This window comes from Planomonospora sp. ID91781 (assembly GCF_015711595.1).
In the GTDB taxonomy this organism is placed as follows: Bacteria; Actinomycetota; Actinomycetes; order Streptosporangiales; family Streptosporangiaceae; genus Planomonospora; species Planomonospora parontospora.
The window spans coordinates 126,653-150,930 of sequence record NZ_JABTEY010000005.1; the positions used below are offsets into that span (position 1 = coordinate 126,653).

At 72.5% G+C, this 24,278-nt stretch carries 23 protein-coding genes; 9 read left to right on the forward strand and 14 right to left on the reverse strand.

Features of this window, described 5'->3' with window-relative positions:
- Positions 1-21 precede the first annotated feature (21 nt).
- The 3 genes from HS048_RS36270 (at position 22) to HS048_RS36280 (ending at position 2,783) form a co-directional block, all read left to right on the forward strand.
- Entirely contained in the window at positions 22-1,113 is a 1,092-nt protein-coding gene (locus tag HS048_RS36270; protein WP_230882634.1) for a sugar ABC transporter substrate-binding protein, read from the forward strand.
- 334 nt (positions 1,114-1,447) lie between these two features.
- A complete protein-coding gene (locus HS048_RS36275) occupies positions 1,448-1,735 on the forward strand; it encodes a hypothetical protein (protein ID WP_196470347.1) in 288 nt (95 codons plus the stop codon).
- A 112-nt stretch (positions 1,736-1,847) separates the two neighbouring features.
- Positions 1,848-2,783, forward strand: a complete 936-nt coding sequence (locus tag HS048_RS36280) for a hypothetical protein (protein ID WP_196470348.1) — start codon at positions 1,848-1,850, stop codon at positions 2,781-2,783.
- Here HS048_RS36280 and HS048_RS36285 read toward each other — a convergent pair.
- Together HS048_RS36285 and HS048_RS36290 are read right to left on the reverse strand one after the other, a co-directional pair.
- Positions 2,741-3,169, reverse strand: coding sequence for a hypothetical protein (locus HS048_RS36285; protein ID WP_196470349.1), 429 nt, complete (start codon positions 3,167-3,169; stop codon positions 2,741-2,743). The genes HS048_RS36280 and HS048_RS36285 overlap by 43 nt on opposite strands.
- The gene (locus tag HS048_RS36290) at positions 3,166-3,402 is read right to left on the reverse strand and encodes a hypothetical protein (RefSeq protein WP_196470350.1); all 237 of its coding nucleotides are present in this window, start codon (positions 3,400-3,402) and stop codon (positions 3,166-3,168) included. The genes HS048_RS36285 and HS048_RS36290 overlap by 4 nt, the downstream gene beginning before the upstream one ends.
- 579 nt (positions 3,403-3,981) lie before the next feature.
- Here HS048_RS36290 and HS048_RS36295 point away from each other — a divergent pair.
- On the forward strand, positions 3,982-4,347 hold the full coding sequence (locus HS048_RS36295; protein WP_068903977.1) for a hypothetical protein: 366 nt from the start codon (positions 3,982-3,984) through the stop codon (positions 4,345-4,347).
- Between the two features lie 147 nt (positions 4,348-4,494).
- Here the strand turns inward: HS048_RS36295 and HS048_RS36300 are convergent, their stop codons facing one another.
- From HS048_RS36300 to HS048_RS36325, 6 genes are read right to left on the reverse strand one after another with little or no spacing between them, the layout of a single operon-like run.
- The gene (locus HS048_RS36300; RefSeq protein WP_068903976.1) at positions 4,495-4,974 is read right to left on the reverse strand and encodes a hypothetical protein; all 480 of its coding nucleotides are present in this window, start codon (positions 4,972-4,974) and stop codon (positions 4,495-4,497) included.
- A 9-nt stretch (positions 4,975-4,983) separates the two neighbouring features.
- Positions 4,984-5,346 (reverse strand): response regulator, encoded by a 363-nt coding sequence (locus HS048_RS36305; protein ID WP_068903974.1) that lies wholly within the window; start codon positions 5,344-5,346, stop codon positions 4,984-4,986.
- Between the two features lie 5 nt (positions 5,347-5,351).
- Positions 5,352-5,825, reverse strand: coding sequence for a chemotaxis protein CheX (locus HS048_RS36310; protein ID WP_068903972.1), 474 nt, complete (start codon positions 5,823-5,825; stop codon positions 5,352-5,354).
- The gene (locus tag HS048_RS36315) at positions 5,825-6,220 is read right to left on the reverse strand and encodes a response regulator (protein ID WP_196470351.1); all 396 of its coding nucleotides are present in this window, start codon (positions 6,218-6,220) and stop codon (positions 5,825-5,827) included. Before HS048_RS36315 ends, HS048_RS36310 begins: the two co-directional genes overlap by 1 nt.
- Positions 6,217-7,059, reverse strand: a complete 843-nt coding sequence (locus HS048_RS36320; RefSeq protein ID WP_068903970.1) for a protein-glutamate O-methyltransferase CheR — start codon at positions 7,057-7,059, stop codon at positions 6,217-6,219. Before HS048_RS36320 ends, HS048_RS36315 begins: the two co-directional genes overlap by 4 nt.
- 4 nt (positions 7,060-7,063) lie before the next feature.
- Positions 7,064-8,152, reverse strand: coding sequence for a chemotaxis response regulator protein-glutamate methylesterase (locus HS048_RS36325; RefSeq protein ID WP_196470352.1), 1,089 nt, complete (start codon positions 8,150-8,152; stop codon positions 7,064-7,066).
- A gap of 215 nt (positions 8,153-8,367) precedes the next feature.
- Here HS048_RS36325 and HS048_RS36330 point away from each other — a divergent pair, with 215 nt between their 5' ends.
- Complete coding sequence (locus HS048_RS36330; protein WP_196470353.1) at positions 8,368-9,576, forward strand: sensor histidine kinase KdpD; 1,209 nt, start codon at positions 8,368-8,370, stop codon at positions 9,574-9,576.
- On the opposite strand, the gene HS048_RS36335 is transcribed toward HS048_RS36330, so the two are convergent.
- From HS048_RS36335 to gsmA, 5 genes are all read right to left on the reverse strand, one after another.
- Positions 9,513-10,919, reverse strand: coding sequence for an MFS transporter (locus tag HS048_RS36335; protein WP_196470354.1), 1,407 nt, complete (start codon positions 10,917-10,919; stop codon positions 9,513-9,515). The two genes, HS048_RS36330 and HS048_RS36335, sit on opposite strands and share 64 nt — an antisense overlap.
- Before the next feature lie 308 nt (positions 10,920-11,227).
- Positions 11,228-12,811: a methyl-accepting chemotaxis protein gene (locus tag HS048_RS36340; protein WP_068903963.1), complete on the reverse strand. Its 1,584-nt coding sequence runs from the start codon at positions 12,809-12,811 to the stop codon at positions 11,228-11,230.
- Positions 12,812-12,954: 143 nt separating this feature from the next.
- On the reverse strand, positions 12,955-15,399 hold the full coding sequence (locus HS048_RS36345) for a bifunctional diguanylate cyclase/phosphodiesterase (protein WP_196470355.1): 2,445 nt from the start codon (positions 15,397-15,399) through the stop codon (positions 12,955-12,957).
- 184 nt (positions 15,400-15,583) lie between these two features.
- On the reverse strand, positions 15,584-18,040 hold the full coding sequence (locus tag HS048_RS36350; protein WP_196470356.1) for a bifunctional diguanylate cyclase/phosphodiesterase: 2,457 nt from the start codon (positions 18,038-18,040) through the stop codon (positions 15,584-15,586).
- Positions 18,041-18,199: 159 nt separating this feature from the next.
- Complete coding sequence (gene gsmA / locus HS048_RS37935; protein WP_230882635.1) at positions 18,200-19,336, reverse strand: sporangiospore maturation cell wall hydrolase GsmA; 1,137 nt, start codon at positions 19,334-19,336, stop codon at positions 18,200-18,202.
- Positions 19,337-19,545: 209 nt separating this feature from the next.
- Between gsmA and HS048_RS36360 the strand changes: the two genes are divergently transcribed.
- Together HS048_RS36360 and HS048_RS36365 are read left to right on the forward strand one after the other, a co-directional pair.
- Complete coding sequence (locus tag HS048_RS36360) at positions 19,546-20,688, forward strand: sensor histidine kinase KdpD (RefSeq protein WP_196470357.1); 1,143 nt, start codon at positions 19,546-19,548, stop codon at positions 20,686-20,688.
- A complete protein-coding gene (locus tag HS048_RS36365; protein ID WP_196470358.1) occupies positions 20,685-21,404 on the forward strand; it encodes a response regulator transcription factor in 720 nt (239 codons plus the stop codon). Before HS048_RS36360 ends, HS048_RS36365 begins: the two co-directional genes overlap by 4 nt.
- Positions 21,405-21,519: 115 nt before the next feature.
- Here HS048_RS36365 and HS048_RS36370 read toward each other — a convergent pair whose 3' ends face one another.
- Positions 21,520-22,128 carry a hypothetical protein gene (locus tag HS048_RS36370; protein ID WP_196470359.1) on the reverse strand — a complete coding sequence of 203 codons (609 nt, stop codon included), beginning with the start codon at positions 22,126-22,128 and terminating at the stop codon, positions 21,520-21,522.
- A gap of 468 nt (positions 22,129-22,596) precedes the next feature.
- Between HS048_RS36370 and HS048_RS36375 the strand changes: the two genes are divergently transcribed.
- Positions 22,597-23,835: a helix-turn-helix transcriptional regulator gene (locus HS048_RS36375; RefSeq protein ID WP_196470360.1), complete on the forward strand. Its 1,239-nt coding sequence runs from the start codon at positions 22,597-22,599 to the stop codon at positions 23,833-23,835.
- Positions 23,836-23,896: 61 nt separating this feature from the next.
- Positions 23,897-24,145 (forward strand): hypothetical protein, encoded by a 249-nt coding sequence (locus HS048_RS36380; protein WP_196470361.1) that lies wholly within the window; start codon positions 23,897-23,899, stop codon positions 24,143-24,145.
- Positions 24,146-24,278 lie beyond the last annotated feature (133 nt).

Below are 24,278 nucleotides of genomic sequence, written 5' to 3' on the forward strand. Positions count from 1 at the left end.
CTCGAACGGAGACGACAGACAATGCGCAAGTACCGACGTGTGATGGCCGCGGCGGCCGCGGCCCTGGCCGGGACGATCCTGACCGGCTGCGGCGTCCTGCCGGGATCCGGCGGCGACGAGCCCGCCGCCGCGGCGAAGGCGGCCGGACGGGTGGCCCTGCTGCTGCCCGAACGGGCCGCGAGCCGCTACGACGCGGCGGACGCGCCGTACTTCTCGCAGCGGCTCAAGCAGCTCTGCCCCGGCTGCGAGATCGACTACCGCAACGCCGAGCAGGACGCCGACGAGCAGCTGGCCCAGGCCGAGGAGGCTCTGGAGGAGGGCGCCGAGGTGCTGGTGCTCACGCCGGTCGACAGCGCCGCGGCCGCGAAGATCGTGGAGAGGGCGCACGACCGCGACGTGCCGGTCATCTCCTACGACCGCCTGGTGCTCGGCACCGCCGTCGACTACTACGTCTCCTTCGACAACGCGAAGGTCGGCCGGCTGCAGGCGGAGTCGCTGCTGTCGGCGCTCGGCGGCAAGGCGGGCAGCGGCGAGATCCTGTGGATCAACGGCTCCCCGACCGACAACAACGCCACCCTGTTCAAGCAGGGCGCGCACGCGACGCTCGACGGCAAGGTCCGCATCGCGGCGGAGTTCGACACCCCCGAGTGGAACCCGGACAACGCCAAGGCCTGGACCGCCCGCACGCTGCCGTCCCTGCGCGGCCGCGACCTGGTCGGCGTCTACGCGGCCAACGACGGCACGGCGGGCGGCGCCATCGCGGCGATGCAGGCGGCCGGGCTGCCGGCCGTACCGGTCACCGGGCAGGACGCCGAGATCGCCGCGCTCCAGCGCATCCTCGTCGGACGGCAGCACATGACCGTCTACAAGGCGGTGCGGATGCAGGCGGAGAAGACCGCCGAGCTGGCGTTCGCGCTGCTGCGCGGCGAGAAGCCGGAGGCCGGCGCCACGGTGGACAACGGCGCCGGAGCGGTGCCGTCCGTCCTGCTCGACCCGGTCACCGTCACCAAGGAGACCATCAAGGAGACCGTGGTCAAGGACGGCTACGTCACGCCGGGCGCGCTGTGCGCCGGCGCCTACGCCGACGCCTGCTCGGCGGCCGGCATCGGCTGACCCGCCGGCCGGTCGGCCGTTCACCCGGTCCTCCGGTCGCCCGCCCGGTCGGCCGCCCGGTCGCCCGGTCGCCCGCCCGGGCGGCTGATCGGCCCTCGGCCGTGGAGGCGGCGAAGGCCCGTGGAGACGTACGGGGATCCGCGCCTGCCCGGCCCCCGGCCGGGCAGGCGGCGCCGGTCTGGGGCCGGACCCCGGGCCGGAGCCTGACCGGACTCCTTCCCCGGAGGCGGTCCGCGGCCCGGCCATCCGTAGAAAAAATGACGACTCAATTACATAAGTCATTCATCGTCACTCTATTTACGCCTTTACGCGTTTTGCCGTATCTGCTGGTTCGGTGCCAGGCCCGGTCGGCGGTCCCGCCGCGCAGGTGGAGGTCACCAGCGTCGACGGCACCGTGCTGCCTGGCCAGATCGTCCCCATCCTCGACGTGCCGAGCCTGGCCGTCGCGACGGGCGCGGCCAACGTCCGCGTCGCGTTCGCGATCGGTGAATCGGCAGGCAGGCGGCGCGGCGGGCCCGCGCGTCCGCGGAGGTCAGGATCGACCTCGAAGGCGTGGACCGCGGCGGCGCACCCCTCAGGACGAGCCGCTACCTCCTCCACCTGGAGGGGCAGCGCCTCCTGACGGCGCTCGGCGTCGCCCTCGGCGTCGAGTCGACCAGGCTGACTCCACCGAAGCCGGGATACATCAGAGCGCCGGGTGGCGTCCGCCCGCTTCCGTCAATACAGTATTGACAGTGCCCACCAGAACGATCCGGACGGTGACTGAGGCCGAGGCGGCCCGCCGCGTCGAGGAGATCATCGAGCGCCGGGCCCGGTGCGGCGACCCCGACCGGGAGAAGCTCTGCGACGAGCCGGTGGAGCTGGTCGCCTACCTCGTCGGCCACCGGCGCGTGCCCACCGAGGTGCTCCGGTGCGACGCGCTGGACGCCCTGGTCCTGCTGGAGTACGCCCGGCGCGCGGTGCCGGTCCTGCCCGGCCGCCTGGACCGGCTCGAGCACCGAGTCCTGACCCTCGGGATCGAGGCCGGGCTGAGCCTGGGGGAGCTGGCGGCCCCCCTGGGCCTGCGCTCACGCCAGGCCGTGCAGCACCGCCTGCTCCGGCATGCGGCCGCCGAGCGCGGAGCGTCCCGCAGCGAGGTCGCCGAGCGGGCCGCCCGCCGCGCCGAGACCCGTGAGCGGGCCTGGCTGGACCGCCACGGAAGCGATCTGCTCTCCTGCGCCGGACGGCTCCTCGCCCACCGCGACCTGCTCGCCGGCGCCGCCGCGGCCGGGGACCCCGCCTTCGGGACGAGCGCCGAGGCCGTTTCCGAAGCCGCCCCCGGGGCCGAAGCCGCTTCCGGGGCCGGCGCCGAGATCGCGGAGGCCTTCGACGAGCTCGCCGAGTCCCTCTCCCGTGTGCCCGCCGATCCCCGGGACCCCCGCCACACCGCGCGGTACGTCACCAGGACCCGGCACCTGGCCGCCCGCCTCCGCCTGCTCCTGGCCGACCTCGCCGCCGCCGGAGCCGCCGCCGCGGTCCCCGCCGGCCATCCGGTCCACGCCCTGCTGGCCCGCACCGCCCGCCTGGCCGCCGCCCACCAGTCCGCCGCCGCTCCGCCCCCACCGGCCCGTTCCCGCCCGGCCGGAGGTCAGCGCCAGCCGGTGGGCACGCCTGGGACCGCTTTGCGGTAGACCTCCGGGTGCTCGGTGATGATCGTCCAGTCGTACAGCGGGTCGGGCTGGTTGCGGCGTTCGACGGCGGCCCACAGGACGTGACCGACCGACAGGTCGTCCACTCCCACCAGCTGGCAGACCGTGCCGATGTCGCGGGCGGTGACCCGGCCGACCTCGTCGAACATCTCGGGCTCGCCGAGCACGGAGACCAGGCCGATCAGGCGGTCGCGGGCCGGACCCGGCACGGCCTCCCGGTAAGCCTGCGCCAGGACCAGGGACGGGATCACGATCGGACGTTCGGCCTCCAGCGCCGTACCGATCATGGCCGCGGTGTAGACGTCGCCGGACAGGTGCAGCCGGACGGTGCTGGCGTCGAGGACCAGCCCGGGACCCAGAACGCTCACGCGGATCCGGGCAGCTGCAGGAACGAGCGGATGCGCGCCATGGCCGCCCGGTCCTCCTCGCTCTGGTCGAGCTGCGGCCTGCCGCCGATGCTGGCGTAGTAGGCGCGCATCCTCAGATCCTTGTCCACCCGGGCGCGCACGGCTTCCAGGACGTAGGCCGAGAGGTTGCCGGCGGCCAGCTCGCGCACGTGCGCCTCAAGGTCCTCGGGCATCGCCACGCTGATTCGGTTCATACGGCAAGCATACGATCTGCATACCGATCGCGGCGGGGTTCCGGGACGGGCTTCCCGGCCTTCCGCGGCGCGGCCCGGCGGCGGGCGGGCGTCTCCGGTCATCGTGCCCCGATGACCGGAGACGCCCTTCCCGATGTGAGCACGGTACTGTCCCGCAGCGACCATCTCACATCAGATGTGTCTATCAGTGTCCATCTGCGCACAGCAAGTGACCATATGAGCAAGATGGACAAACATCACCCGGTGCGTTACCTGAGGGTAGTTGCCATACCGGGACAGAATGCCCGACCGAGGCGACCCGACGGGGAGGGCGGCGCGGCCCCCACCCCCTTGCCTGACTGATTTCAGCTGGTCACAGCCCTCCTTGCGACACCTGCGCAGCGATGAGCGATTAGGCCATTCTCGCGATCTTAAGTCGCTTTTAGTATCTACTACATTACTCTCCGTGTTTGAGAAGAGAGCGGCGGGTATGGGCCGTTTGGGTCCAACGACAGCCGGCCGCCGGACGGCCGGGTGGCGCGGGACCCGACGTGAGATCCGGTCCAGAAGAGGGCCGGACCGAGAAAGGAACCCACTTTCATGAGCAAGACACTGTCTCGCATCGTGTTCACGGGAGCCGCGGCGGCCGCGCTCGTGCTCTCCGCCTCGTCCGCGGCCCTGGCGGGTGGCGGCGGCGGCTACGGCTGCGGCACCGGCTGCGGTGGTGGCGGCGACACCTTCTACAAGAACAGCCGCTCGGTGGCCGGGCCGTACGGGGCCTCGAACGCCAACATCGCCAGCGGCACCGGCCGCGGCGGCTACGGCTACGGCGGCGGGTACGGCGGCTGCGGCTACAACCCGTGCGGTGGCGGCGGCTACGGCGGCGGCTCCTTCTACAAGGCCAACCAGTCGGTGGCCGGCCCGCAGGGCGCCGCCAGCAACAACGTGGTCAGCGCCGCCGACTGACCCGGATAGTGGATCACTCTCTGTAAACATGGGTGAGGCCCCGTCCGGCACTGCCGGACGGGGCCTCTTGGTGTTTCCCGCGGCCTCCCGCCGCCGGCGCCTCCCGCGGCCTCCCTCCGCTCCCGGGGGAACGGACCGCTCCGGCGCTCACCCGGCCAGGGAGAGCCAGAACCTGCCCGAGCCGTATCCGGCGATGTCGACCTTCAGATCCAGCCGGGCCCCGAGGGCCAGCAGGCGGCTGGTGGCGTCCGCGGGGGCCGCCTCACCGGGCATGTACGCCTCGTACAGCTTCAGGTGCGGCAGGTCCTGCTGGTTGAGCAGGCCCGTCAGGATGTTGCAGATCTCCCGGACGTTGTCGGACAGCATCGGGGTCAGCTCACCGTCCTCGATGGACGCCTCGGCGCCGCCCACCGGGATGAGACCGATGGCCGCCCCGGCGAAGGAGGCCAGATGGAGGTCGAAACCGACCACCGCCGTCAGCTTCCGCGAGTTGTCGACGTACAGGGCCACGACCGCCTTGCGCAGGCTCTCGGCGACAGCAGGGTCGGTGATGCCCACCGTGACGCCGCGACCGAGCATGTCCTCGAACAGGTCCTTTATGGCTTTTGGCGCCGGAAGTGTCGACATGAAGGGCCTCTACCCCAGGATCGGGCCGAGTACGTCGGCGAACGTCTCCGCGGTGAACGGCTTGGTGATGAGGAACAGCGCCCCGGCCTGCTCGGCCATCTGCTTCATCTCGTCGGTGCCCTCCGAGGTGACGAAGCCGAACGGCACGTTCACGCCGCCCGCGCGCAGCGCGCGCAGCACCTCGATGCCCGTCATCTCGGGCATGTTCCAGTCCGACAGGACCAGGTCGGGCTTCTCGGAGATCGTCAGGTCGTGGGCCTGGCGCCCGTCGGCCGCCTCCACGAGGTCGTGGCCGCTGAAACCCGCCTGGCGGAGGGTGCGCGTGACGATCTGACGCATCACGCGGCTGTCATCGGCGATGAGGATCTTCATGGTGCCTAGGCTCCTTCCCCGGCGGACTTGCTGGTCCACACGCTGATCGCGATCTTCTCGTCCTGCCAGCTGCCCTGCAGGCGGCAGACCTCCACCGCCGCGGGCCAGCGGGTGTTGCCCGCGGACTCCCCCGTCACCACGTGCGGCAGGGAGAGCAGGGACCCGTCGGGCAGCAGGCTCTTGACGTTCCCCCCGATGACGTTGACCAGCTCGCCGACGGCGTCGGCGATGTCGTCCGGAGTGACCTCGTCGTCCCCCATGCCGAGCAGGGCCGCGCTGGACAGCTCGGCGGCCCGCTCGGAGAAGGTCATGACGACGTGCCCCTCCCAGGCGCCCGTCACCGAGACGGCCGCGATCACATGGGGTGACGGCGGGGCGTCGGGCGACGGGAGGAAGGGGTTGACCCCCTCGGGGTCGAGATAGGACAGCCAGACCTGCTCGGTGATGGCGTGCAGGTCGTCGGTGGTCGGAGCGCTCATTACACGATTCCACTCGGTACGAGGCCCAGCAGGGCCAGCTTCTCGGCGATGGCCTCAGGCGTGAACGGCTTGATGACGTACTCGTGCGCCCCGGCCGCGAGCGCCCGGACGATCTGCCCGTGCTCGCTCTCCGTGGTCACCATCATCAGCGTCATCTGCCGGTACCGCTCCTGCGAGCGGACCGCCGTGACGAACTCCAGTCCGTTCATCACCGGCATGTTCCAGTCGATGAGCGCCACCTGCGGCATCGGATCCACCGTCTCCAGCAGATCAAGTGCTTCCTTTCCGTTTCCGGCCTCGTGTACCTCGAAGCCCAGCTGCGTGACGATGCGACGCAGAATGAGCCTCATCGCCCGGCTGTCATCGATGATCATTGCCGTGGGCACGATGATCACCCCTTCCTTGTCGCGCCGACCGGCGCAGTCGTGGCGGCGCGCGGCCGGTAGGCCGACGCGCGTCCGGCGACGACGCGTTCGAACCCGTCGTCGATGCCGATGGTGGTTTCGGCGGCGCCGAGGAACAGCCAGCCGTCCGGGCGCATCAGGCTGCGGATCCGCCGCAGCACCGAGCGCTTGGTCTCGAGGTCGAAGTAGATCAGGACGTTGCGCAGGAACACCACGTCGAAGGGGGCCATCTGCGGCAGCGGCGCCGCCAGGTTCACCTTCTGGAAGGAGATGTTGCGGCGCAGTGCCTCGGCCACCTGCCACTCCGTGCCGACCCGGTCGAAGTACCGCACCAGCATGGGCACGGGCAGACCGCGGTTGACCTCCAGCTGGCTGTAGCGGCCGGCCTTGGCCCGCTCGATCATCTCCGTGGAGATGTCCGTCGCGACGATCTCGTACTTGCCGGCCCGTACGGACTCCTCCAGCAGCATGGCCAGGCTGTACGGCTCCTGCCCGCTGGAGCAGGCGGCCGACCAGATCCGCAGCTTGTGCTGGGGACCGCGCCGCTCCGCCAGGTCCGGGACCACGCTGTCGGTGAACGCGGTGAACGGCTCGCGGTCGCGCAGCCACGAGGTCTCGTTGGTGGTCAGGGCGTCGACGATCTGGTCGGCGAGCACGCGCTCGCGCTGCGCCCGCGCGACGAACTCCGACACCGAGACGGTGCCCGTCCGCCTGGCGAGCGGCAGGAGCCGCGCCTCCACCAGGTATTCCTTGCCCGATTCGAGGACGATCGCCGCCTCGCGCCGGACGAGCCCGCTCACGAAGGCGAACTCATTTTGGGTCAGAGCCATCGGGTCATCCTCGGGACCTGGCCATGCGGCCGCCGGCCACACGACTGATTAGATGCTGGGAAATCTCGTGCAGGGGAAGGATCGAATGGGCCAGGCCTGCTCCGGCCACCGCACCGGGCATCCCCCAGACGACCGAGGTCGCCTCGTCCTGGGCGACGATCTCCGCGCCCTTGGAGACCAGGGCCTCGCTGCCGCGCTTGCCGTCCTGGCCCATGCCCGTCAGGATCAGGCCCAGGGTCGAGCCTCCGTACGCCTTGGCGACGGAGCGGAACAGGACGTCCACGGCCGGGCGGCAGAAGTTCTCCGGCGGCCCCTGCTGCAGGTGGGTGACGACCCCGGTGCCGCGCCGCGCCACCTCGAGGTGGTAGTCGCCGGGGGCGATGTAGACCGTCCCCGGCGTGAGCGTCATCTCGCCCTGGGCCTCGACGACCTTCAGCGGGGAGGAGCGGTCGAGCCTCTCGGCGAACATCTTGGTGAAGACCTGCGGCATGTGCTGCACCACGACGACCGGCACGGGGAACGTCGCGGGAAGCGCGTTGACCACCTTCGCCAGGGCGTCGGGCCCGCCGGTGGAGCAGCCCACGGCGACGATGTCGGGCGTGCCGGCACCTGCTCCGGCGCCGGCCGCGGTGCGGGGAGGCGGCGGCGCGAGGCGCGGAGCCGGTCTGACCGCTCCGCGCGGCGGCGTGCCCGTCCTGCAGAGGGCGTGGATGCGCGGGATGATCTGCTCGCGCACGCTCTTGATGGACTCCGAGACGCTGCCGACGTTGGCCGGCTTCGTCACGTAGTCGCTGGCGCCCGATGCCAGGGCCTCCAGGGTGGCCGACGCCCCGACCGAGGTCAGCGTGCTGAACATGATGACCGGGAGCCGGGGGTGGACCTTCCGGATCTCCTTGATCGTGGTCAGTCCGTCCATGACCGGCATCTCGATGTCGAGCGTGACGATGTCCGGCTTCAACATGTCGATCTTGGAGAGGGCGACCTTGCCGTTGGGTGCGGTGCCCACCACCTGGATGCCGGGATCCGCGCTCAGCGCGTCGACGATCAGGCGCCGGACGACGACCGAGTCGTCGACCACGAGAACCGATACCACGCGAGGCCTCCTGTGTAAGAAGCGGGACACGTCTCACCGCCCGCCCGTCGGGTCTCCTATCGACAGGCGGGGCAATGGGCTGAGGATTCACCGTGCTTCCTCGGCGCCGGATACGGCCGCTCCGGGGCCACCTCCTCTTCGGTGACGTTCGGGTAGCGAGATACTACGAATAGTTATCATCCGAGGTGGCCGGGGCGCGAGGCGGGGGCGTTGCGATGCGGGCGAGGTCCCTGTGGGGGTCCCTGTGGGGCGAGGGGCCCGAGGTCGCCGCGCGCCAGGCCGCCCTGCTGTACGCGCTGGCCGGGACCCTGGTGCTGGTGCTGGCCGTGACGGGGCTGTTCGCCCGGACCGGCACCTCCTCCAGGGCGACCACGCTGCTCACGATCGCCGCCGCCGACCTGGTCTGCGCGGCGCTCGCCTGGTTCCTGCCCTGGGCCCGTCTCGGGCCCCGCTCGCCGTACGTGCTCTGCGTGCCCGCGCTGGTGATCCAGGCCTGGGCCACCTGGACGTTCGCCGGGTTCGTCGCCGGGACGGGGCCCTTCCTGATGCTGCTGTTCGCCTGGGCGGGGCTGCACCTGCCGGTCCGGGCCGTGCTGGCGCTGGCGGTCCCGGCGACCCTGTCCTACCTGATGCCGCTGCTCGCCGCCGACAGCGGGCCCGCGGCGGTCTACAGCACCGTGCTGCTCATCCCGGCGGTCGTGGCGGTGGGAGCGATCGTCTCCCGGCAGGCCGCGCACCAGCGCCGGGCCAACGAGCGGTTGCGGCGGGCCGAGCAGTGGCGCGCCGCCCTGACCTCGACCCTGGCCCACGACGTCCGCTCCCCGCTGACCTCGGTGCGGTTCGCCCTGGAGTCCGTCCGCGACGAGACCGGCGATCTGCCGCCGGAGGAACGGCGCGCGCTCGTCGCCGTGGCGCTGCGGCAGGCGGCCCGGATCCGGCGGCTGGCCGACGGGCTGCTGGACGCCGACCGGGTCGACTCCGAGGGAGGCCTCCGGCTCGACCTGCGGCGGATCCCGCTGCGCGAGACGGTCCAGGAGGTCGTGGACGATCTCGGCGGGCCGGTCGAGGTCGACGTCGGCGAGGACCTGACCGTGCCGGCCGACCCGCAGCGGCTGGAGCAGGTCCTGCTCAACCTGCTCGCCAACGCGGTCCGCCACGGCGCGCCGCCGGTGGTGGTGAGCGCCGAGCGGGCCGGGGGGACGGTCCTCGTCCACGTGCGCGACCACGGCCCCGGGGTCCCCCCGCAGCGGCGGGACGCGCTGTTCTCCCGGTTCGGCGCCACCGGCGACGACCCGCAGTCGGTCGGTCTCGGCCTGTGGATCACCCGCGAGCTGGCCCGCGCGCACGGCGGGGACGTGCGCTACACCGACACGGGGGAGGGCGCGTGCTTCACCGTCGTCCTGCCCTCGGGCGACCCGCCCTGAAGGTCCTGCGGCGACCGCGGTGCTCCCCGGCGCCCGGGAGCCGGCGCCTCCGCCGCCCCCCGGCGCCCGAGCACGCGGGCCGGCGCCGCCGGGATCCCCCGGCCCCCGAGCGCACGGGCCGCCGCCGGGATCCCCCGGTGGCCGAGCGTGCGGGCCAGCGCCACGGCGGCGAGGACCGTCACCACCGAGGTGACCACGCCCGCCAGGACGAGGGCCGCCCGCGGGCCCGCGGTGTCGCTGAGCATCCCCAGCAGCGGGCCGCCGACCGCGCCGGAGGCCGCCCCGACCATCGACTGCGCGGCCAGCACGCGGCCCCGCATCTGCGCGGTGGTGCCGAGCTGCGCGCGGGTGCTGACCGTGGTGTCGAGGACCACCGCGCCGGCCGCGATCGGCAGCAGCACGACCGCGAAGGAGAGCAGGCCCGGCATGACGCCGCTGAACGCCTGCCCCACGCTGGTGAGGCCCGCGGCGGCGAACAGGATCGGGAACGTCAGCCGCGGTCGCGACGCCGCGTACAGGCCGCCGACGACGGCGCCGACGGCGAAGACCACCGACAGGACCCCGTACCCGGCGGCGCCCGCGCCCAGCGGGCCGTTGCTCATCGCGGCCATGGTGACCTGGTAGTTGCGGCCCAGGGCACCCAGCACGAAGGCCATCCCGAGCAGGACGAGCAGCCACCGGGTGCCCCCGATGTAGCGCAGCCCGGCTGCGATCCCGGCCTCCTGCGCCTCGGCGCGCGGCAGGGGGTGCAGCTCACCGCGGCGCATGGCGGCGATCGCCGCCATCACCACCGCGAAGCTCAGCGCGTTGAGCGCGAAGAGGGCGCCGGTGCCGGCGACGGGGATGAGGACGCCGGCGGCGCCCATGCCGAGGATGCGCCCGCCGGAGCTGATCACCGAGCCCAGGGCCAGGGCGTTGGGCAGGTCGTCGGGGCCGACCACCTCCGCGCCGAAGCGCCCCAGGGCGGGGCCGTCCAGGGCGGAGACCACGCCGCCGAGGAGCGCGACCGCGTAGACGGGCCACACGCCGTCCGCGCCGCCGAGGGCGATCCCGGCCAGCACCGCGGCGAGCAGCCCGTGCAGGGCCTGGGTGGTCAGCAGCAGCGGCCTCGCGGGCAGGCGGTCGGCCAGGGAGCCGCCGGCGAAGGCGAGCAGCACGGTGGGCAGCGACTGCAGGAAGAGGCCGAACCCCAGGCTGGTGGCCGAACCCGTGATCGACAGCAGCAGCCAGTTGACGCCCAGCACCTGCATCCAGGTCCCGGCGACCGACAGGAAGTCCGCACCCGCCCACAGGCGGTAGTTCCGGTGCCGCAGGGCACGCAGCATTTCTGGGGTTCGGGGCACGGTGACGCTTCCTCGGTCGGATCCTCGCGGAGAGAGGGCTCGTCGCACGCGCCCCGCCGTGATGGGCGGGGCGGCCCTGAGCGCGGTGGCGCGGTGCCGTACGGCACGGCGCCCCGGGTCCGGAGCGGTCCGTCCTCCGCAGAGCCGATCGGCAGGCGGGGACGGACCCTGAGTAGCTGAAAGGTTGCGGCGTCAACCATTGACGGGCCGCGTCCCGGCGGGGCCGCGGCCCGTCAGCCGGTCGATGCCGAGGCCGCCGGAAGACCGGCCCGTGAGCAGAAGCGGGACCGGGGCGGTGGCGCGTCCGGTCAGGCGGAGAAGCGGCCGACGACCTCGCGCAGTTCGGCGGACATGCGGGCCAGGTCCTCGGCCGCGCGCTGGGTGTCGGCGACGCTCCGGCTGGTCAGCTGGGCCGCCTGGGCCACGGCGGAGATGTTGCCCGCGATCTGCCCGGAACCGGCCGAGGCCTCGGCCACGCCGCGGGTCATCTCGGTGGTGGTGGCGGACTGCTCCTCCACCGCCGAGGCGATCGTCAGCTGGTAGTCGTTGATCCGGGCGATGATCTGGCTGATCTCCGCGATCGCCTCCACCGCACCGCCGGTGTCGGCCTGGATGGCCTCCACCCGGCGCGCGATGTCCTCGGTCGCCTTGGCCGTCTCCTGCGCCAGGTCCTTGACCTCACCGGCCACCACCGCGAAGCCCTTGCCCGCGTCGCCGGCGCGGGCGGCCTCGATGGTGGCGTTCAGGGCCAGCAGGTTGGTCTGCTCGGCGATGGACGTGATCGTCTTGATCACGCTGCCGATCTCCGCCGAGGAGACGCCGAGCTTGGCGACGATCGCGTTGGTCGAGGCCGCGGCGGTCACCGCCTGCGCGGCGACCTTGGCCGCCTCGTCGGCGCTGTGCGCGATCTCCCGGATGGAGGCGCCCATCTGCTCGGCGCCCGCGGCGACGGTCTCCACGTTGCCGGAGACCTCGTCGGCGGCGGTGGTGACCACCCCGGCCTGGGCGCTGGTCTCCTCGGCGCTGGCGGCGATCTGGGCGCTGGTGGCGGTGAGCTCCTCGGCCGCGCCGGCCAGCGAGTCCGACGAGGAGTCGATGACGCGGACCGCGGCCTGCATCGACTCGGCGGCCTGGTTCAGGGCCCCTGCCATCTCGCCGATCTCGTCGCGGCCGCGCACCGGAACCCGGCCGGTCAGGTCACCGGCGGCCATCCGCTGCAGCACCCCGGAGACCGTCCGCACCGGACCGGTGATCGCCCGGATGATCAGCAGGCCGCTGGCGGCGCCCCAGACCAGGCCCACGACCAGCACCAGGATGACCAGGAAACGGGCCGAGTCCACGGTCTCGCCGAACTTCGCGCTGGCGGCGAGCGCCTCGGTCGCCTCCTCCATGGCGGCGTCGATCTGCTCCTCGTAGGTCTTGCGCAGCTCCCGGTTGGCGCCGAGGGCGAGCTCGGCCGCCTTCGCCTCGTCGGTGGCATGCAGGGTGAACTCTGCGCTCAGGGCGTCGCGCCAGGCGTGCACGGAGGCGGTGATCTCCTCGACCCGGGCGGCCTGCTCCGGGGAGTCGGCCGCGGCCGCGGCCTGCTCCAGGCCGGCGTCGACCGTCTCGAACCGCTCCATGGCCTCGGCGCTGTACTTCGTGTCGCCGGTGAGCAGGAACCCGCGCTCGTCGTTGGCGGCGGCCTTGGCGTCGATCGCGGCCCGCTGCAGGCCGGTGATGAACGGCACGGCCCGCTCCAGCTGCCGGTCGTGCTCATCGGACAGAGTGCCGATCTTGTTCAGGGCGGTCAGGCCGGTGACCACCGCGGTCAGCGCCAGTACGGCCATCGCCACCAGGATCTTGGTGCCGACTTTGCGATCGGCCACCAGCCGCCGGACTTTCGTTCCCATGCCCACTCCTCGGACTTCCGCCCGGAGGGCGGCCTTTCGACGGGTAACCGCTCTCCTCATCGGCCTGCCCGTGCCGCGTCTGAGCGTTGCGGGACACGCCGCCGACCGCTGCGGCCCCGCGCCCCGACCGGGCGCGGGGCCTCTCAGCCGGCCAGCAGGCCGCCGACGCGGCCGGGCCGGTCGAGGCCGGTGCCGCCGGCCAGGAGGCGGTCCAGGTCCTGCGCAGGAAGGGGCTTGCTGAACAGGTAGCCCTGGCCCAGCGGGCAGCGCATGTCGCGCAGGAACTCCTCCTGCTCGGCGGTCTCCACCTTCTCCGCCACGGCCGGCAGGTCCAGGCTCTCGCACAGGCCGATGATCGCCCGGGTCAGGGCGTGCCGCTGGCGGGAGGCGGTGTCGGTGCCGGCCTCGTACCCGGTGAAGGCCCCGTCGATCTTGACCACGTCGACCGGGAGGTGCTGCAGGTAGGCCAGGGAGGAGTAGCCGGTGCCGAAGTCGTCGATGGCGACCCGCACGCCGTAGGTGCGCAGCTCCGACAGGGACTCGATCACCCGGGCGGTCTCCTGCTGGCCGGTGGCCAGCAGCGCCGTCTCGGTGATCTCCAGGATGAGCGCCTCGCCGGGCAGCCCGCTGTCGGCCAGGGCGTCCAGCACCGTGCCGACGAACCCGGGGCGGTGCAGCTGGTGCCCGGAGACGTTGACGTTGACGGCGATGCCGTACCGCTCGTGCCAGCGGCGGGCGTCGAAGCAGGCGCGGCGGAGCACCTGCACCCCGATCGGCACGATCAGGCCGGTCTCCTCGGCGGTCGGGATGAACGCGTCCGGCGGCACGATCCCCTCGGGGGAGTGCCAGCGCAGCAGCGCCTCCACGGCGTGCACCTCACCGGTCCGCAGGTCCACGACCGGCTGGTAGTTCAGGACGAACTCGTCCTCGTCCAGGGCCCGGCGCAGCCCCTCGGCGATGCGGGCCCGGTCGAGCCGCTCCACGCGCAGGCCCGGGTGGAACACGCTGATCTGGTTCTTGCCGGCCGCCTTGGCGGCGTACAGCGCCAGGTCGGCGTCGCGCAGGGCCTCCTGCGCGTCGGCGGACTCGGCGATCATGTACAGGCCGACGCTGGTGGTCACGTGCAGGGCGTACCCGCCCACCGTGAAGACCTCGGCGACCGCCTCCACCACGCGCTCGGCGATCTCCCCGGCCTCGGCCGCGGTGACGTCCTCCAGCAGGACGGCGAACTCGTCGCCGCCCAGCCGGGCGAGCGTGTCGGCCTCCCGCACGATCTCCCGGAGCCGGCGCCCGGCCTGGACGAGCAGCTGGTCGCCGACCGGGTGGCCGTAGCCGTCGTTGACGTGCTTGAACCCGTCCAGGTCCAGCAGCAGCAGGGCGTGCCGGGCCGACGCCGAGCGCCGGGCGGTGGCCTGCTCCAGCCGGTCGTTGAACAGCGCCCGGTTGGCCAGCCCGGTCAGCGGGTCGTGCATCGCCCGGTGGCTGATCAGCTCCTGCAGCGCGTTCTGCTCCGCCGCCGCGCGTGACAGCTCCGCGGCCTGCTCGTCCAGCAGGATCGCGCGCCGCTGCGCCGCGCTGGTGCCCACGACCAGCCGGATGATCAGGAAGGCGGACAGGCCGGTCAGCAGCGCCAGCGGGACCGCGATGTCGGCGCGGGTCAGCGTCACCGGGCCGGGCCCGAGGCCGATGAGGAAGGAGACCGGTCCCGCGCAGGCGATGCTCAGGAAGACGCCGCCCCGCATGACGGTGAGGGCGTTGCTGGGCAGGGCGTCCTGGGCGCCGGTCATCGACGGGTGCAGCGCGGCCGTGCCCATGAAGACGAGCCAGAGCAGCCAGGCCGCGCTCCCCACGACCTCGGCGCCGGAGCCGTCCAGGAGCGAGATGCCGGGGTTCCCGTCGCCCACCAGCGTCGTGGTGTACACCGCGTCGGCGACGAGCAGGGCGGTGAACCCCGCCCCGAGCAGCACGTAGGAGGGGCTCTGGTTGCCGTAGCGGAACCAGAGCCGGGCTCCCATGAAGACGACGACCATGTCCAGGCCCAGGTAGAGCAGGGCCGTCAGGTGGTCGGCCTCGCGCAGGCTCTCCAGGCCGAGGTACGGGTTGAAGATCAGGGTCCAGTACAGGAACGCGATCCCCATCACGATGACCACCGCGTCCAGCGTCACCCCGCCGTTCCCGGCCCGGACCGGGCCGCGCTGCAACCGGCCCAGGCCGAGCGCGATCAGCGGGTACATCGGTACGTAGAGCAGGTCGACCCAGCGGGGGATCGCGCCGGCGTCGCCGGCGGCCACGTACCATCCGGTCCACAGCAGGTCGGCCGCCGCCCAGACCCCCACCCCCGCCGTCATCAGCCACCAGGCCGGGGCCGCGGGCGGGCGGTGCCGCCGGATCCCGGCGACCATCGCCGCGACCGCGGCGAGCGGGACGGCCTCCCACAGCAGCTCGCCCACCCAGCCCGGCGTGACGACCACGACCGCGACCGCCAGGCAGCCGAGCAGGGCGAAGAGCAGCCAGGAGGGGGGACGGAGGGGTCCCCGTCCCCGCCGGTGGCGCGTGACGCGCCTCGGGGAGGAGGCGTCTGGCTGCATCGTCTTCTCCTGGCGTGCGACGGTGGGACGGGCGGAGCCGGGGGTGCCGGGCGGGGCGTTCCGGAGAGAGGCCCTTCCCCCATCGGTACGCGCGCGGGTGATCTGAGCCCCTCGAGGGGATGGTCTTACGCCCGCCGTACGGCAGGCGGTGCAGGGCGTACGGCGGGCGGTGTACGGCGGGCGGTCAGCCGGCCAGGCGCCCGCCGCCGACCGGGTCCGCGGCGCTCCCGGCGCTCCCGGCGCCCCCGGAGCCCTCGGTGTCGGCCCCGGTGCCGCCGCCGGCCAGGAACCGGTCCAGCGTGGCCGCCGGCACGGGCTTGCTGAACAGGTAGCCCTGGCCCAGCGGGCAGCGCATGTCGCGCAGGAACTCCTCCTGCTCGGCGGTCTCCACCTTCTCCGCCACGGCGGGCAGGTCCAGGCTCTCGCACAGGCCCAGGATCGCCCGGGTGAAGGCGTGCCGCTGGCGGGAGGCGGCGTCGGTACCGGAGGTGAGCGTGGTGAAGGCCCCGTCGATCTTGACCACGTCGACCGGGAGGCGGTGCAGGTAGGCCAGGGAGGAGTAGCCGGTGCCGAAGTCGTCGATGGCGACCCGCACGCCGTGGCCGCGCAGCTGGAACAGGTACTCGACGGCCTGGTCGCTCCGCTGCATCCCGGTGTCCAGCAGCGCCGTCTCGGTGATCTCCAGGATGAGCGCCTCGCCGGGCAGCCCGCTGTCGGCCAGGGCGTCCAGCACCGTGGCGACGAAGTCCGGCCGGCGCAGCTGGACCGCCGAGACGTTGACGTTGACGGCGATGCCGTACCGCTCGTGCCAGCGGCGGGCGTCGAAGCAGGCGCGGCGGAGCACGTGCGTGCCGATCGGCACGATCAGGCCGGTCTCCTCGGCGGTCGGGATGAACGCGTCCGGCGGTACGACCCCCTCGGGGGTCCGCCAGCGCAGCAGCGCCTCCACGGCGTGGACGCCGCCGGTCTCGAGGTTCACCACCGGCTGGTAGTCGACGGAGAAGGCGTCCTGCTCGAGCGCCCGGCGCAGCCCCTCGGCGATGCGGGCCTGGTCGAGCCGCTCCACGCGCAGGCCCGGGTGGAACACGCTGATCTGGTTCTTGCCGGCCGCCTTGGCGGCGTACAGCGCCAGGTCGGCGTCGCGCAGCACGTCGGCGGCCGGGACCGACTCGGCGATCATGTACAGGCCGACGCTGGTGGTCACGTGCAGGGCGTATTCGCCCACCCGGTAGGCCTCCGCGACGACGTCGACGACGCGCTCGGCGATCTCCCCGGCCTCGGCCGCGGTGACGTCCTCCAGCAGGACGGCGAACTCGTCGCCGCCCAGCCGGGCGAGCGTGTCGGCCTCCCGGAGGGTCTCCCGCAGGCGGCGTCCGGCCTGGACGAGCAGCTGGTCGCCGACCGGGTGGCCGTAGCCGTCGTTGACGTGCTTGAACCCGTCCAGGTCCAGCAGGAGCAGGGCGTGCCGGGCCGACGGGGCGCGGCGCGCGGTGGCCTGCTCCAGCCGGTCGTTGAACAGCGCCCGGTTGGCCAGCCCGGTCAGCGGGTCGTGCATCGCCCGGTGGCTGATCAGCTCCTGCAGCGCGTTCTGCTCCTCCAGCGCGCGCGACAGCTCCGCGGCCTGCTCGTCCAGCAGGATCGCGCGCCGCTGCGCCGCGCGCGCGTTGGTGATCAGCCGGATGATCAGGAATCCCATCAGGGCGGCGAAGATGACCAGCGGCGCCGCGAAGTCGAGGGGGTCCATCGGCGCGCCGGACGGGACGGTGACGATGAGGGAGAAGGGGCCCGCGCAGGCCATCACCAGGAAGGCGACGCCCCGTGCGACCGTCAGGTGGCCGTCGGAGGCGGTCCGGCGCCCGTCGGCCGCGGACGGGTGCAGCGCCGCCGTGCCCATGAGGACGAACCAGAGCAGCCACCCCCCGTTCCCCAGGAGGTCGTAGTCCCAGCCCTGACCGCCCTGCAGGTCGAGGGCGTACAGCACGTCGTTGGCGAACATCCCGGCGAAGCCCAGGGCGAGCATCGCGTAGGAGCGGTTGCGCAGGCCGTGGGTGAACCAGAGCCGCATGACCATGAACTGCACGAACAGGTCGGCGGCCGGGTAGGTGGCCGCCATGAGGATGTTCCGGTCCGACGGGTCGTGGATGCCTCCGTAGGGGTTGAAGGCCACCGTCCAGTACACGAAGGCCAGCCCCAGCAGGATCACCATGGCGTCGAGCGTCACGCCGCCGTCCCTGGAGCGGATCGCGTTGCCCGGCAGCCTGCCCAGCCCGGCGAAGAACAGCGGATACGACAGGAGGTAGGCCACCTCCAGCCAGATCGGGGCCGGGTGGCCGACGCCGCCGACCGTCAGGAACCAGCCGGTCCACAGCAGGTCCGCCCCCACCCAGGCGGCCAGTCCGGCGGCCAGCAGCCGCCACGCCGCCGGAGCGGCCGGGCGGCGCAGGCGCGTCCCGGCGACCATCGCGATCACCGCGGCGGCCGAGACGGCCGACCGGACGGCCACGTCGTCGGCCTCGCCGGGCAGCAGGACGCTCACGGCGCTCACCAGGAGGCCCGCCACGAGGAAGAGCAGCCAGAGGGGCGGCCGGGCCGTCCTCCGGCCGCGGGTGACGTGCCTCGTGGGGGAGGCGTCTGGCTGCATCGTCTTCTCCTGGGGCGGGGCGGCGGGCGGCTGTCCGGTGCCGGCCGGTCGCGGGGCGGCGGACCGGCCGGCCGGCGGTTATGGCGGTGCGGGCCGGGGGCGCGCACGAGGCCGGTCAGCGGTCGTGGCGGTACAGGTCATAGCCGCGCACGGGACCGGTCAGCGGTCGTAGCGGTACAGGTCGTGGGTGCCCATGAGGCCGATCAGCTTGCCGGGGTAGGCCGGGTCGGTGGCGTAACCGGCCTTCGCGATCTCCTGGGCGAACCGGTCGGGGTTCCGCGAGTGGGCGAACGCGGCCCGGTAGCGGCTGTTGGAGGCGAGGAAGTCGCCGTGGTCGGCGAACGAGTCCGCCGCCGTGCGGTAGGTCCGGAAGGACGCCGTGGTCTTCCCGCAGCCGCCGGATCCGCACTCGGTGGTCGGGTAGTCGCGGCAGCCCGCCGCGCGGCCGGCCGGGCCGCCGAAGCACTTGATGCCGAAGTAGTTGCGGTCCCTGGTGGACAGCTTGCTGCGGCCCCAGCCCGACTCCAGGATCGCCTGGGCCAGGGTCACCGAGGCGGGCACGCCGGTCGCCCGCATGCTCTGCCGGGCGGCGGGGCCGACCTGGCGGATGAACTCCGCCGGGGTGCCGGGGACGACGGCCGGAGCGGGGGCGGCGCCGGCGGCGGGGGCCGCCGCCACCGGGGCGGGAGCGGGGGACGGGGAGGGGACCGGAGCGGGGGCCATAACGGGGGAGGGCGCCGGGACCGCGGCCTGGGCGGGGGCCGCGGCGGGAACCGCGGCCGGTACGGGGACCCCGGCGGCCGGAAGCGCCGGCGCGCACCGGCCGACGGGCGCGGGGCGCACGACATGGGCGTCGGGGACGTAGCCGCCCCCGTCCACGCGCAGCCACGAGCCGGTGGTCCTGACCGTGCCGCGGGTCCACTCGCCGGGGACGCGGCACTCGACGGGGAAGCGGGCGCCGTCGGCGATGCCGCGCAGCGAGGAGGCGGCGGCGGAGGGTTCGCTCCGCACGTCGAGCGCGGGGCCGCCGGTGCGCGCCTCGACCATGAGGGTGCCGGCGGGGGCGGCGGACCCGGTCGCCGTCGCGGCGGACGCGGGGGCGGCGGCCGGGGCGGTCTCGGCGGAGAGGAAGCCGATCTCGGTCACGGCGGGCCTGACCGGGGCCGGCGGCAACCCGGAGGGGGCGGCGTGAGCCGTGCCGCTGAGCGGCCCGACACCCGTGACCAGGCATGACAGTGCTGCGGCGCCGGTGATGAGCGCTCGGCTCAGCCTGCGTCGCGAGGTCGGCTCCAACATAGGACCGACGGTCGGAGACGCGGGATGCGCCTTCGGGTGCGCGCCGGGTGCAGGTCCGTTGCCGGCGGTGCCGGTCCGCCCGCCCCGTCCGGATCAAACCTCCGTCGCGACCAGCCGAGCAGGGTTGATAACGTTCTGTTTGGGATGAATTGCTATTAGTGACGAATCCCTGGGCCCTTGGGGAGGGCCCGACTGCCGAGGGGGGACACGTGGGGGGCAGCATGCTGAACAGCGGTGGTCGTCTCGATCACACGGCTTCGCACCCGGCGGACGACGCGTCCGGCACCGTGGACGACGTGGACGACGTGGCCGCCGTGGCCGCCGTGGACACCACCCGGGCGATCCTCGGTCTCCTCGACGAGCGGCTGCGCGGTTCCGACGACGCCGGCGGGGCGAACGCGGACGCCACGCTGCTCGCCGGGATCCGGAGCGTACCCGGTGTGCTGAGCGCCGAGCTGCGGCCGGCCGACGCCACCCCGCCGGCGGACGGAGAGCGCCTGTGGCCCGCGGGGCCCGGCCGGATGCTCGCCGTGACGCTGGCGGCGGGGTTCGAGGACCACGGCGTCCCCGAGGCGCTCTCCTGCCTGGCCGCCACGCTGGACGCCTCCTGGCGCCGGGACGCCGAGACCCGCTCCGGCGGCCCCTCCGACGCGGCGACGCTCGCCGCCGCGAAGACGGAGTTCATCTCCACCGTCGTCCACGACCTGGCCACCCCGATCACGCCGATCCTCGCCTACGCGGGCCTGCTCGCCGACCCCGAGACCGGGCCGCTCACCGGCGACCAGAGCGAGTTCGTGAAGGTCATCGAACGCAACGCCATGCGCCTGTCGGAGCTCCTCAACGACCTGCCGCTGCTGGCCGACCCCGCCACGACCGAACCGGAGCTGCGGCCCGAGCGGGTCGACCCGATGGAGATGGTCCGCGACATCGTCGCCCAGTTCCGCCCCGGCGCCCTGCACGCCGGCGTCTCCCTGCGCTACCACGCCCGGCCGGGCCCGGCGCTGAGCTGCAACACCGTCCGCGTCCGCCGCATGCTCGACATCCTGCTGACGGCGGCGATCACCCGGGCGGGCCCCGGGGACGCGGTCGAGGTCGAGCTCCGGCCCACGGTCGACGGATGGCGGGTCGAGATCGGCTGCGTCGCCGCGGACGGGGAGGCGAGCCTCACCGACCAGGCCGGCCGGGGCGAGGACCCGGCGGGGGAGAAGGCGTGGCCGAGGCTCGGCATGGCCCGCGCGATCGCCGGCATGCACGGCGGCACACTGCAGCTCATCGAGAACGGGACGAGACGGTCAGAGGTGAGAGTGGAACTTCCATGGGAGCCCGTCCGCGACCGGCGGGAGGAACGATGAGCCGCCTCCTGGTCGTCGAGGACGACGCCGACACGCTCACCGCCATCCAGGTGCTCCTGGGCCACGGCGGGCACGAGGTGATCCCCGCGACGGACGGCCGCAGCGGCCTGCGCCTGCTGCACCAGCACAAGCCGGACGCCCTGATCCTCGACATCGGCCTGCCCATCATGGACGGCTGGCAGGTCCTGGAGCGGGTCCGGGACATCAGCGACCTGCCGATCCTGATCCTCACCGGCCGCGGCCAGGAGCGGGAGAAGGTGCGGGGCCTGCGCGCCGGGGCCGACGACTACCTGGTCAAGCCGTTCTCCCGGGCCGAGCTCACCGCCCGCGTCGAGGCGCTGCTGCGCCGCGCCGGCACGGCCTCCTGGGCCGAGGACGTCTACGACGACGGGGTCATCCGGGTGGAGCCGGCGACCCGGACGGTCTTCGTCGAGAACCAGGAGATCCACCTGACCCCGACCGAGTTCCGCCTGCTCAACACGCTCGTACGGCACGCCGGCAACGTGCTGAGCTCCTCCCAGCTGCTCTCCCTGGTCTGGGACGACCCCACGGGGCTCAGCCCGGAGCGGGTGAAGTTCGCCATCCTGCGCCTGCGCCGCCGCCTCAGCCCCGACACCTCCAACTCGTCCATCGAGGCGGTCCGCGGCGTCGGCTACCGCTACCGCCCCCCGGCCCAGCACCAGAACGGCAAGGACACCCTCTCGGTCCGCCGCTGACCCGCCTGTGTCCGGGCGGCGCCAGGCCCGGACACAGATGGGACGGACCGTGGCGGGGACGGCACGGACTCCGGGAGCCCCGGACCGGCCGCTTCCGCCGCCTGCGTCTGCGCTTTCAGTCCTCCCATGCCCCATCAGGGATGCGGTAGAAGGTGCGGGTCGCCGCCCACCACTCCCGGTCTGCGAAGCGGCCTGTTATGCGGCCGACCAGGCACCACATGAGGTGGACGTCTTGTTCAAGAGTGGTGTCTTCGTCGGATATCAACCCTGCTGTAAATGGACGATACTCGGGTAGGGCCATGTATCCACCGTCCTCGGACGGCAGGTAGATCTCGCCGACGGATTCTCCGTCGTAATCGAGGTAGAGCGGCTCAAGCCCTTCGCCCACTTCCCCTGTGAATCGCATCTGGAAGACATGCCGCTTCCCTAGATTACTGATCGCGGGGTGGCTCAGGGTCAGACCGAAGACGAAAATATGAGTCCAGCCCGGCGCATGTGAGCCGATCCAGATGCCCATCGCTGGAAGGCCGCTGTAGGTTCCCGCTAGTGTCTCCGCGTCACAGTCCAGGCGTGTGCCCGGGTCCACCCTGAACAGCCGAGCTAGTTCCTCTTGGTCATCGCCTTCCACCCAGAGGGCGTGGAATCCGAGCGCGAGCCCATGTCCGCACTCGACCAACAGATCCCATTGATCATCAACGGGAAAGGATCGTTCCGGATTCATCATGCTATGTGATCCTCGCATTCTTCTGGGGGTTCGTGGCCATCGGATCCGCACCCGGTTCACCCATCTATCGACTGTGAGGAGTCCGCGTCCACGACCTCATCACCGGTCGGGTGTCGAGCAGCGCCGACGCCTACAACTGCGCGGCCTCGGCGTGCAGTAGTTGTAGGCGGACAGGGTCGTCTGCGAGGCCGGGGGAGGGTGTGACAGCACGCGGGCGTGCTGTCAGCATGACGGTGGGCATCGGGTCTCAGGAACCTTTCGCAGAGGGAGAGACGCGGTGTTCAGGGCCTCGTCCGGAGTTGGCGCTCCGGCGGGGCCCGCGCCACGGAACTTCCCGGAGTCGTCGCGTTCGCCGGGACCTGACGCGCAAGCCCAGGCCACGACGAGGTTTTCGCCGGCTGAATCTAGACATGGATGAGCCCCGCACCTTTAGCCTGGGGATGTCGAGTCACCAGGAGGTGCAGGGCTATGCACGACGGTACCGATGAATCGCTCGGGCCGGTACTGACTGTTGGACAACGCATCAAGCTCCTGCGGGAAAGCCGCGGCATGACGCGCGAAGTCCTCGCCGGGCTCGTCGGCAAGTCCCCATCCTGGCTCAAGCGGGTCGAGAACGGGGAAATTCAGCAGCAACCGCGATTGCCGATGCTGCTCCAACTGGCCGAAGCGCTGAAAGTCCGCGACCTATCGGAGATCACCGGCGACCAGTCCATGCCGGTGCGGATGTTCACCGGTCCCGGCCACCCCGCACTGCACGACGTGCGCGCCGCCATCAACACCATGCCGTTCCAGGCGAACGGTACCGTGCAGCCGCTCCGCTATCTTCGTGAACGCCTGGACACGGCCTGGCGGACCAGGCACCTCGCTCCTGACCACCGCACCGCCCTCGGGCAGATCCTGCCCGAGCTGATCCGCGACGTACAGCTCACCGCATCCCTCTACCAGGGTGACGACCGGCGGCGGGCCCAGTCGCTGCTCGCCGAGACCTACGGTCTGGCCCAGATGTTCCTGGCCTACCAGCCCGCCCAAGACCTCCTGTGGCGCGTCGCCGACCGAGCGCTCATGGCCGCGCAGGAGTCTGAGGACCCGCTCGCGCTGTCGTGCGCGGTGTGGTTCCTCAGCCAGGCCCACCGCGACTCGGGAGACTTCGAGGCCGCCCGCGCCATCAACGAACAAGGCATGGCCGCTCTCCAGCCATACATGGACGACCCCTCCGTACCGCTGCTGGCGATGTGGGGCGCGCTCTCGTTCGAGCTGGCGTTCACCACTGCCCGGACCGGTGACGTCGCTGAAGCATGGCGGTACTGGGACGAGGCCAGCCGGGTCGCTGACCGACTGCCCGCCGATTACTACCAGCCGTGGACCAGCTTCTCGCGGGTCATCATGGGCGCGCACGCCGTGACCGTCGCCGTCGAGCTGCGACAGGGCGGCGAGTCCGCTCGGCAGGCCGATGGCGCCGAAGCGATCCCGATCCCGTCACGGCCCCGGCGCGGCCGCCACCTCATCGAGGTCGCTCGCGCGCACCAGATCCGGCGCGACCCCGCCGCTGTGCTCGGCACGTTGCAGCTCGCCGAGCAGACCGCTCCGGAAACGATCAAGTACAACGGCTATGCCCGGCGCATGACCTTGGAACTCGTGGAGTCCGGGCCGGTCGCGCTACGCGGCCAGGCGCGAGATCTCGCTGACAAAATAGCGCTGCTGGTCTGACCGAAACCAAGGGGCACATTCTGTGCCCCTTAGTCATCCCACGGCGTCTTACGGTCACATCATGACTGCGGATCAGCCCGTGGAAAGGCTTCATGCAGCTCTCGCTGCCCATGGCATCGCAACATCATCACCTGCGGCGCGCAGCGCCTTCCCCACCCTGCAACTCGCCCACGGTCCCGTCGTGTGGCGCGGACCCGAGCAGTTCCGCTGGCAGGATCTCACAACGCGGCGACGGCGACGGCATCCCATCACCGACCCCGCAGAAGCCACCGACCGCCTGTCCGCCGAGGCGACCATGGCCATCCCCTGAGCGCGGTCGCTGTCCTCCATGAACTGGCGCGGCAGCGCGGCGCGAACCACTCCTCCCGTGCCGCCGCGTCGACCACCCCTGCGGGCACTGGGGGTCCGCAGGTTGCAAGCAGCGACCGGACGGCGCGCGTCGG

Bases quoted from the DNA above. Each gene is read 5' to 3' on its own strand.
- HS048_RS36270 (WP_230882634.1), top strand. From the start codon at position 22: ATGCGCAAGTACCGACGTGTGATGGCCGCGGCGGCCGCGGCCCTGGCC.
- HS048_RS36290 (WP_196470350.1), bottom strand. From the start codon at position 3,402: ATGAACCGAATCAGCGTGGCGATGCCCGAGGACCTTGAGGCGCACGTG.
- HS048_RS36295 (WP_068903977.1), top strand. From the start codon at position 3,982: ATGAGCAAGACACTGTCTCGCATCGTGTTCACGGGAGCCGCGGCGGCC.
- HS048_RS36300 (WP_068903976.1), bottom strand. From the start codon at position 4,974: ATGTCGACACTTCCGGCGCCAAAAGCCATAAAGGACCTGTTCGAGGAC.
- HS048_RS36305 (WP_068903974.1), bottom strand. From the start codon at position 5,346: ATGAAGATCCTCATCGCCGATGACAGCCGCGTGATGCGTCAGATCGTC.
- HS048_RS36310 (WP_068903972.1), bottom strand. From the start codon at position 5,825: ATGAGCGCTCCGACCACCGACGACCTGCACGCCATCACCGAGCAGGTC.
- HS048_RS36320 (WP_068903970.1), bottom strand. From the start codon at position 7,059: ATGGCTCTGACCCAAAATGAGTTCGCCTTCGTGAGCGGGCTCGTCCGG.
- HS048_RS36330 (WP_196470353.1), top strand. From the start codon at position 8,368: ATGCGGGCGAGGTCCCTGTGGGGGTCCCTGTGGGGCGAGGGGCCCGAG.
- HS048_RS36340 (WP_068903963.1), bottom strand. From the start codon at position 12,811: ATGGGAACGAAAGTCCGGCGGCTGGTGGCCGATCGCAAAGTCGGCACC.
- HS048_RS36345 (WP_196470355.1), bottom strand. From the start codon at position 15,399: ATGCAGCCAGACGCCTCCTCCCCGAGGCGCGTCACGCGCCACCGGCGG.
- HS048_RS36350 (WP_196470356.1), bottom strand. From the start codon at position 18,040: ATGCAGCCAGACGCCTCCCCCACGAGGCACGTCACCCGCGGCCGGAGG.
- gsmA (WP_230882635.1), bottom strand. From the start codon at position 19,336: ATGTTGGAGCCGACCTCGCGACGCAGGCTGAGCCGAGCGCTCATCACC.
- HS048_RS36365 (WP_196470358.1), top strand. From the start codon at position 20,685: ATGAGCCGCCTCCTGGTCGTCGAGGACGACGCCGACACGCTCACCGCC.
- HS048_RS36370 (WP_196470359.1), bottom strand. From the start codon at position 22,128: ATGATGAATCCGGAACGATCCTTTCCCGTTGATGATCAATGGGATCTG.
- HS048_RS36375 (WP_196470360.1), top strand. From the start codon at position 22,597: ATGCACGACGGTACCGATGAATCGCTCGGGCCGGTACTGACTGTTGGA.
- HS048_RS36380 (WP_196470361.1), top strand. From the start codon at position 23,897: ATGACTGCGGATCAGCCCGTGGAAAGGCTTCATGCAGCTCTCGCTGCC.